6 protein-coding genes are annotated in these 8754 nt (G+C 67.5%); 4 read left to right on the plus strand and 2 right to left on the minus strand.

From position 1 onward, the window contains the following. Positions 1-177: 177 nt before the first annotated feature. Positions 178-1353: an IS110 family transposase gene (locus VF825_RS00600; RefSeq protein ID WP_331109024.1), complete on the minus strand. Its 1176-nt coding sequence runs from the start codon at positions 1351-1353 to the stop codon at positions 178-180. 632 nt (positions 1354-1985) lie between these two features. Between VF825_RS00600 and VF825_RS00605 the strand changes: the two genes are divergently transcribed. The 4 genes from VF825_RS00605 (at position 1986) to VF825_RS00620 (ending at position 7169) form a co-directional block, all read left to right on the plus strand. Continuing rightward, positions 1986-2822: a pyruvate, water dikinase regulatory protein gene (locus VF825_RS00605; protein WP_331109026.1), complete on the plus strand. Its 837-nt coding sequence runs from the start codon at positions 1986-1988 to the stop codon at positions 2820-2822. Between the two features lie 39 nt (positions 2823-2861). Further along, a complete protein-coding gene (gene ppsA, locus VF825_RS00610; protein WP_331109028.1) occupies positions 2862-5234 on the plus strand; it encodes a phosphoenolpyruvate synthase in 2373 nt (790 codons plus the stop codon). A 443-nt stretch (positions 5235-5677) separates the two neighbouring features. Then, on the plus strand, positions 5678-6031 hold the full coding sequence (locus VF825_RS00615; protein ID WP_331109030.1) for a VOC family protein: 354 nt from the start codon (positions 5678-5680) through the stop codon (positions 6029-6031). Positions 6032-6353: 322 nt separating this feature from the next. Then, the gene (locus VF825_RS00620) at positions 6354-7169 is read left to right on the plus strand and encodes a hypothetical protein (RefSeq protein ID WP_331109032.1); all 816 of its coding nucleotides are present in this window, start codon (positions 6354-6356) and stop codon (positions 7167-7169) included. Positions 7170-7724: 555 nt separating this feature from the next. Here VF825_RS00620 and VF825_RS00625 read toward each other — a convergent pair. Then, entirely contained in the window at positions 7725-8162 is a 438-nt protein-coding gene (locus tag VF825_RS00625) for a hypothetical protein (RefSeq protein WP_331109034.1), read from the minus strand. Between the last annotated feature and the right edge of the window lie 592 nt (positions 8163-8754).

The following is an 8754-nucleotide window of genomic DNA, read 5'->3' on the forward strand; positions in this document are numbered from 1 at the left end:
GGGCTGCAGGCCACGATCGACCGGCTGCTGCTCCTGCAGCCCGGCCCCCGGACCACCGCCGGCGGTGCGGCATGAGCCCCGCCGCCCGGCACCTGGCCGCCGTCCCCGCCTCGTGAGAGTGACTGTGCCGTCGTACCGCCGAGTGCGACGAACAGTCGGATCTGGCTCCCTTCTGTGTCAAGACGCGCGTGGCAGTCGGGTCTTAGGCTTGGCCTTGACGGGTCCGGGAAGTGACTTGTCCGAAGAGCCGGTGTGGGGATGCGAGCCGGCCGCGCTGGATTGAAGTGACGCGCCCCCGTGTCCTCCCGGGCCTGTCGCTTTGTTCGCGACCAGGTCGTTGAGCATGGTGCGGAAGACGATGTGGGACAGCCGTCTCTTGAGGCAGCGCATGGCTTCGTTGGATGACTTGCCGGCAGCGATCTTGCGGTCGTAGTAGGCGCCGCCCTGGGTGGGTTTGCGCAGCTGAACGGTGGCCATGATGTGCAGCACCACGTTGATCTGCCGGTTCCCGCCTCGCGACAGGCGATGGCGCACTCGGTCGCCCGAGGAGGCGTCGATGGGTGCGGTCCCGGTCCAGGACGCGAAGTGGCCGCGATCAGGGAACCGGGTGATGTCGCCGACCTCGACCAGCAGACGGGCAGCCCCGGAAGACCCGATCCCGTGCAGGTCGAGCAGCCCGGTGCCCGTGCTCTTGATGAGCTCGATGAGTTCCTTGTTCGCGACCTTCTTGCGCTGGTAGATCCGCTCGAGGTCGACGACTAGCTCCATGGCGTGCTGCTTGCGGGTCTTGCCCACCACGTCTCGGGGCCGGACACCAGCCAGCAGCTTGCGGGCCTGGGCAGCGGACAGGTCCCGCTTCGCACCACCTGGGATGAGTTCCAGCAGCAGCTGGTGAAGCTGGCAAACCATTCGGGTGTGCTCTTCACCGAGGCGGCGGCGCCGGTCGACGAGCAGTCGCAGCAGCTCGAGCTGTTCGTCATCGACGACAGCGCGCAGGCCGTTCATGCGCACGCCGACCAGGGCGATCGAGTGGGCGTCGGTGTCGTCGGTCTTGCCGCCCTGGCCGGTGGCGAAGACCCGCACCCATGCCGACAGCTTCGCCGGCACATCGACCACCGACTCGCCCTCGGCGATGAGGCGCTGAGCGACGTGGCGGCCGATGCCCTCACAGCCCTCGATCGCCCAGACCCGATCCGGCCAGGCTGCGACGTAGGCCAGCATCGAGGCGAACCCCTCGACATCGGTGGCGAAGCGGCCACCGCCGAGGACCTGCTCATCGCTGGTCATGACCTCGATCGTCACCGACCGCTTGTGCGGGTCCATGCCGATCACAACGTGGTTGCCCTCGCCCACGAGGTACTCCCTTCGGCTCGACTGATGGTGATCAAGTGGAGTCAGGAGGGCACCGCTACTACCAGCAGAGCATTCCCCTCTTGAGCCACACCGCCCCGCCGGTGCCCGGCGGTCCGCAAGCCGGAATAGAGCCACACCCGCGAACAGGTGGGCAGCCGCAAAGCGAGCGTTCCGCCGAGCACCTAGACCGAGTCTGGCCAGACACCGGCCCTACGGGAATCGTCTAGTAGCCGTGAGCGAGGGGTCACTCCAAGTCCCTATGTGCGGGCCGCTCGTGCGCCCTCAAGTTGGGTCTGCTGCGCGGTAGGCCACTCGCTAGGCTGCGGACATGACCGAGCCTGACGTTCGTGACGGGGCTCGACGCTCACGCCTCCAGGCTGTGGCTGATCGGGACGCCTGCCCTGCCAGCGAGTCCGCGGCGGCCGGGAGTGCCCACTGGTTGCTGACCGACCCGAGACGCGTGACCTCCACGCAGGGGGCTGCGATCGCCGCTGGCCTTGTCGTCAGCAAGTGGACCCTCCGTTCCTTGGCCTTCGTCGTTGCCGACTCCCGTGAGCCCTCGACCGCTTCCCCGGAGGCCTGACGAGGTGGACACCTCCGACCGCCACCGCATAGCCGCACCCGCATCCGCTGTGGCGCCCGGGGCTGGGGCAGACGTCGCCACGCCGGTCTTCTTCCTGGCCGGGGGCACCGGAATCTCGGCCGAGACGCTCGGCAACATGATGCTCCAGCAGTTTCCTACCGTCTCCTTCTCACGCCGCAAGATCCCGTTCATCACTACGGCCGACCAAGCCCGCGAGGTGGTCGCCCAGCTCGACGCGACCAAGACCGCTGCGGTCACTCCCTTGGTGTTCTCGACCGTCGCCGACGAGGACGTCCGGGCCGAGCTGCAGAAGACGACGTGTGCCTTTATCGACCTGTTTGGCACGCACTTGGGCACCATCGAGCGGATCCTGCACGTCAACGCCGCGCACGACGTCGGCGCGCTGCACGGCGTCGGTGACCTGCGCCGCTACGAGGCCAGGATGAAGGCCATCGACTTCGCCATGGAGCACGACGACGGCCAGAGCCTGCGCAACCTCGCCCAGGCCGAGCTGATCCTCATCGCCCCGTCGCGGTGCGGCAAGACGCCGACCTCGATGTACCTCGCCCTCCAGCACGGCATCAAGGTTGCGAACTACCCGCTCGTCGAGGAGGACTTCGAGCACAGCGAGCTCCCGAGGCCGGTGGCGCCGTATGTCGCAAAGTGCTTCGGCCTGCTCTCGACGCCGGCCCGGCTCAGCCAGGTTCGCGGTGAGCGGCGGCCGGGCTCGAGGTACGCCACCCTTGCGCAGTGCTCCTACGAGCTGCGCCGTGCCGAGAACCTGTACCGCTCGCACCGCATCCCCTCCATCAACTCGGCCTCGATGTCGGTGGAGGAGATGGCTGCCGTCATCATGCAGAGCGCCCGCCTCAACAACGAGCAGTGACCGTCACACCGTGGTGACGGCGAACCGGAAAGGACGCCCATGAGCGCCAACGTCATGTGGTTCAAGGACCTCGGACTCAGTGACGTCGAGTCGGTGGGAGGCAAGAACGCCTCCCTGGGCGAGATGGTCCAGCACCTGTCGAAGGCTGGGGTGTCCGTCCCCGACGGGTTCGCCACCACCGCCGACGCCTACCGGCGGTTCCTGGCCAAGGACGGCCTGGCCGACCGCATCAACGCGATGCTGGCCGAGCTCGACGTCGACGACGTGCGCCGGCTCGTCGAGATGGGCCGCGAGATCCGCGACGCGGTGGAGGCACAGGACTTCCCGGCCGACCTCGAGGACGACATCCGCACGGCATACCAGAGCCTCGTCGGCGACGCCGGCGACGAGGTGAGTTGGGCGGTGCGCTCGAGCGCGACGGCGGAGGACCTCCCCGACGCCTCGTTCGCGGGCCAGCAGGAGACGTTCCTGAACATCCGGGGGATCGACAACATCCTGCACGCCATCAAGCTGGTCTTCGCCTCGCTCTACAACGACCGCGCCATCGCCTACCGCGTGCACAGCAACTTCGACCACTCCGTTGTCGCACTGTCCGCCGGCATCCAGCGGATGGTGCGCTCCGACATCGGCGCATCGGGCGTGATGTTCACCATCGACACCGAGTCCGGCTTCCCCGACGCGGTGTTCGTGACCAGCAGCTACGGGCTCGGCGAGGCCGTGGTGCAGGGCGCGGTGAACCCCGACGAGTTCTACGTCTACAAGCCGGCGCTGCGCCAGGGACGCCCCGCGATCCTCAAGCGCGGCCTCGGAGGCAAGGCCACCAAGATGGTCTACACCGACGACGCGGCCGTCGGACGCACCACCGAGTTCGTGCCGGTCGACGAGGCCGACCAGGTGCGGCTGAGCCTGACCGACGACGAGGTCACCGAGCTCGCCGCCCACGCCCTCAAGATCGAGGAGCACTACGGCCGCCCGATGGACATCGAGTGGGGCAAGGACGGCGTCGACGGCAGGCTCTACATCCTTCAGGCGCGCCCCGAGACCGTGAAGTCACGCGCGAGCGGCTCAACGCTGCAGCGGTTCCGGATGAACGAGCGCGGCCCGGTGCTCGTCGAGGGGCGCGCGATCGGCCAGAAGATCGGCGCGGGCGCGGTGCGCCTGATGAGCTCGATCGATGCCATGCACGAGTTCCAGCCCGGTGAAGTCCTCGTCGCGGACATGACCGACCCCGACTGGGAACCGATCATGAAGCGCGCCAGCGCCATCGTCACCAACCGCGGTGGGCGCACCTGCCACGCGGCGATCATCGCGCGCGAGCTCGGTATCCCCGCCGTCGTCGGCACCGGCGGCGCCACCAGGGACCTGAAGGAGGGGCAGGAGGTCACCGTCTCCTGCGCCGAGGGCGACACCGGGTTCGTCTACGACGGCAGGCGCGACTTCTCGGTGTCCGAGACCTCCCTCACGGACATGCCCGAGCTGCCGGTGAAGATCATGATGAACGTCGGCACCCCGGAGCAGGCGTTCGAGTTCTCCCGCCTGCCCAACAAGGGGATCGGGCTCGCGCGGCTCGAATTCATCATCAACCGACAGATCGGGATCCATCCCAGGGCGCTGCTCGAGCTCCACGACCAGGAGCCGGGCCTCAAGGCGGAGATCGAGCGGCTCATCACCGCCTACGACAGCCCGCGTGACTTCTTCGTCAAGCGGCTCAGCGAAGGGATCGCGATGCTGGCGGCCGCGTTCGCGCCCGAGCCAGTGATCGTGCGGATGTCCGACTTCAAGTCCAACGAGTACGCCGGGCTACTGGGTGGGCAGCGCTACGAGCCGCACGAGGAGAACCCGATGATCGGCTACCGCGGCGCCTCGCGGTATCTGTCGGCCGACTTCGCCGACTGCTTCGCCATGGAGTGCGAGGCGCTGCGGTACGTGCGCGATGACATGGGGCTGACCAATGTCAAGGTCATGATCCCCTTCGTGCGCACAGTCGCCGAGGCCAAGGGCGTGATCGACCTGCTCGGGCAGCACGGCCTGCGGCGCGGCGGTAACGACCTCCAGGTCGTCATGATGTGCGAGCTGCCCTCCAACGCGGTCAACGCCGAGGAGTTCCTCGAGCACTTCGACGGGTTCTCGATCGGCTCCAACGACATGACCCAGCTGACACTCGGGCTCGACCGAGACTCCTCGCTTGTGGCGGGCTCGTTCGACGAGCGGGACCCCGCCGTGAAGAAGATGCTGGCCATGGCCATCCGGGCCTGCCGCGACCAGGGCAAGTACATCGGCATCTGCGGACAGGGCCCCTCGGACCACCCCGACCTCGCCGAGTGGCTGCTCGACGAGGGCATCGAGTCCATGTCGCTCAACCCGGACACCGTCGTTGACACGTGGTTGCGGCTGGCCAAGCACGCCAGGTGAGCGCGGTCGGCGCAACCCGCCAGCATTGGTTGACCGCCCCGAGCACGTTCGCAAGCGCCTATCGGCGACACAGACCGGTCCCTGTACCTCAAGGCGACAGGACACTAGATCAGACGGGAGTTTGTTCGTGACCGAACCCAGCCCAGCCCAGATGACCAACGTCGGGGCACTCGCGGCCCGCGCGTCGCACTAAAGCAACGTCCTCAATTCGGCTGCTTGTTTCATTGCCTCAGAACCGCGGCCCGGCCAGGCTTCGGTTCAGGCGCCCGGGCTGTCGCTCTCATTTCGGCCTGCCCACGCTGGTCGTGTGGCTCTCATCTGGCCTGCGTGGCCCGGGCGTCGCCGGAGCCAGGAGAGGCTGGGCCCGCGGTGGCGGGGCAGTTGGCGGGGCTGGGAAGGGTAGGTTCTGGCACGTGGCGATCACTCACCTTCAGGTGCTCTCAGTGCCCGTGTCCGATCAGGACCGGTCTCGAGACTTCTACGTCAACGTTCTCGGCTTTGACCTGGTCCGTGACGCCCAGATGCAACCCGACCTGCGCTGGGTGCAGGTCGCCCCGCCCGGTGGCCAGACGTCTTTGACCCTGGTGACCTGGTTCGAGTCGATGCCGGCAGGGTCGTTGCGTGGGTTGGTACTGGAGACCGACGACCTCGACGGCGACCTTGCCGAGTTCACCGCACGCGGCGCAGAGGCCCCGGGTGGTGTCCAGGAGCAGCCTTGGGGGCGCTACTTCACGCTGACCGATCCGGATGGCAACGGGCTGGTGGTGCAGGAGACCCGCGCTCGGCGTCCCGGCTGATTCATCGCCGGGTGAGTGCGTTATTCCGCCGCCATTCGGCGCAGGGCGCTTTCCGGATCTGCCGAGCAGTGGGTATCTGACTTTGGTCGCGAGTCTGACTAGTCGCCTGCCCCGCCGATCAGCTGGTGCACCCAGTGGTCGAGCCGTTGCAGTTGGGTTTGCGACCCGAGCAGCGGTTCCTTCATGTTCGCAGCGTGTTGTCCGCCGAATGGTGCAGACCAACCGCTACTGATGCCCGAGGGTTGGCCACCGGCCCGGGACGCAGCCCCGGTCGCGCGATGAGGGGAGTCCAGGCGTCAGGCCTGCCGGTGATACTCGGCCAATGGCTACCGGTGAGCAGTCCAGAGTTTTCGCGCCGGGAGTTCGGACCGGACTGAGCAAGGTGCCGGCAGTCACCGCACTGTTCTGGGTCACGAAGGTGCTCACCACGGGCATGGGGGAGACCGCGTCGGACTACCTGGTCCGACGGATCAACCCGTTCGTGGCCGTGACGCTCGGCGCGCTGGCCTTCACCGCCGCGCTCACCCTCCAGTTCGGCTCGGGCCGTTACCGGCCTTGGCGCTACTGGTTGGCGGTGTCGATGGTGAGCGTGTTCGGGACCATGGCGGCTGATGTGGTGCACATCGGCTTCGGTGTGCCCTACGTCGTCAGCACCATCTTCTTCGCGGTGGCCTTGGCGGTCATCTTCGCCTGTTGGTACAGGCGCGAGCACACGCTGTCGATCCACAGCATCCGCACGCCGCGGCGAGAACGCTTCTACTGGGCCGCCGTGTTGTGCACCTTCGCCCTGGGAACGGCTGCCGGTGACATGACGGCCTCCACCATGCACCTGGGCTACTTCGCCTCCGGGATGCTTTTCGCGGTCGTGATCGCCATCCCCGCCGTGGCCCACTGGCGGCTGGGGATGAACAGCATCGCCGCGTTCTGGTTCGCCTACGTCGTGACGCGTCCCTTGGGCGCCTCGTTCGCGGACTGGCTGGGTGTCCCGGCTAGCCGGGGCGGCCTGGACCTTGGCACCGGCCCGGTCACGCTCACCCTGGCCACCCTGATCGGCGTCCTTGTGACCTACCTGTCCGTGACCGGCGCTGACCGCCCAGTCGAGGACGCCGAAGCGGCGCCGGACACGGCGCGAGCGTAGGCCAGCTGGGAATTGACCCACGTCTCGGCAAGGCCCGGTCGTGCACCACACGGTTCCTTTGTCCGGGGCGATCAGTGGCCTTGAGCTCAAACCTTCCAACTCGGCTCGAGGCCCACCAGCAACATCGCTCGAAGGGCGCAGGTCCCGTGCCCTCCCAGCCTTACGCAAACCTTCTGGCAGAGAGCTCACAGCGGAAATCACCCCTGCGGCCGAGAACTGACCCACGCGCAGCCCGCACCCTTGATGCGTTGGGGAAGAGGTACTCGGGAAAGCGCTCTCGCCACAAAGGTGCCCGAGTACGCAGCCGCCCACGGACTCTCACACCTCCCTCGTGGGCGGCTGCAGACCCGGCCGCCCCGGGTGCTCGACACCCTTGCCGGCTAGACGCTCGGCATGCACCAAGCCATGCGCCCATCTGGGCAACTGTCGCGGCCCGCCAACGCAACGTGACACGGGTTGAGGGCCGGGCGGCAACGAGTGGATTTCCTGTCTCAAGCCCGGAAGAGCGCTCGGACCACTGAATGCTGCAGAGACCGCTTGCCGCGGGGGATCCGGTCAGACAGGGAGCGGCGAACCGTCGCCGGCTGATTCGGGCGCCTCGGAGCGGCTACGCACGCCGCGAAACGCAATGCCCGCGCTGACTACGACGATCGTCTCCGAGCCCACTGAGAGCACCCCCATTGGCTCGAACCAGTTCCCGACGTCGTCGGCCAAGAGCGGGAAGGCGACCAGCCGTGTGGCGATGTAACCCAGGATGGCCAAGGCGCAGGTCAGCGCTGCCAAGGCGTAGACCGCCATCGTGTCCCGGACGATCGCTGCCGCCGCAAGGGCAACACATGCGGCGGTGAGCATGATGAAGAGCACTCCCATGTAGGGAGCTTCGGCCAGGTGGGGACCGATGACGGGCAGATGTGCGGCCGCGGCCACGAGTGCCGCTGGTGCCAGTACCCAGCGAAGCGGCAAACCCTGACGATCGACGAAGAAGGACCTCATGACAGCCTCCCCAGGGCGCGGTCGGGGGCGCCCGCAGCGTGCCTCGGATTGCACTGCAAGAGGGTCGCTACGGGTCCGACCCCAAGCCCGATGGTGGCGATCCCAACGGTCGTGCAGATCGCCCAATCGGGTGAGCAGACCTGCTCCAACCGCTTGACTGCGCCCGTCCTCGGCAGCGCCCTCCGTCCTCGCCACGGCAGCAGCCTTGACGCACAACGCATCCCACCAGAGGGTCAACGACTGACGTCGAGAGCTGCGCCGGCCCGCAGCATTACTCCGCCAAAGTCACTGCCCGTCTACGCCATCGGCCTTGGCGGACCGTCGGGCACATGCGCAGGTCAGGTACGTCAGCGTTCTCCCAGAGCCCGGGATCTTCGGATCAGGTCGCCTACGGCACAGAGGCGGAGCGCCTTTGACCCCGCCCCGTCACCGTTCCATCACACACCCAACAATCGGGGAGCTGAGGGAATGAGAAAACTTGTGTCCGCCGCGGCCGTCGTCGCCGCGGCATTGTCTGCGACGACAGCCCTGCCGGCCGGGGCGGCCGTGACCCCGGGGTCATGGTCAGCGCCATTCACGCCAGCTGGTCCGA

Origin of the sequence: Oryzihumus sp. (genome assembly GCF_036391795.1) — a bacterium.
Classification (GTDB): Bacteria; Actinomycetota; Actinomycetes; order Actinomycetales; family Dermatophilaceae; genus Oryzihumus.

Coding starts and splice junctions, on each gene's coding strand:
- ppsA (WP_331109028.1), top strand. CDS start 2,862: ATGAGCGCCAACGTCATGTGGTTCAAGGACCTCGGACTCAGTGACGTC.
- VF825_RS00620 (WP_331109032.1), top strand. CDS start 6,354: ATGGCTACCGGTGAGCAGTCCAGAGTTTTCGCGCCGGGAGTTCGGACC.
- VF825_RS00625 (WP_331109034.1), bottom strand. CDS start 8,162: ATGAGGTCCTTCTTCGTCGATCGTCAGGGTTTGCCGCTTCGCTGGGTA.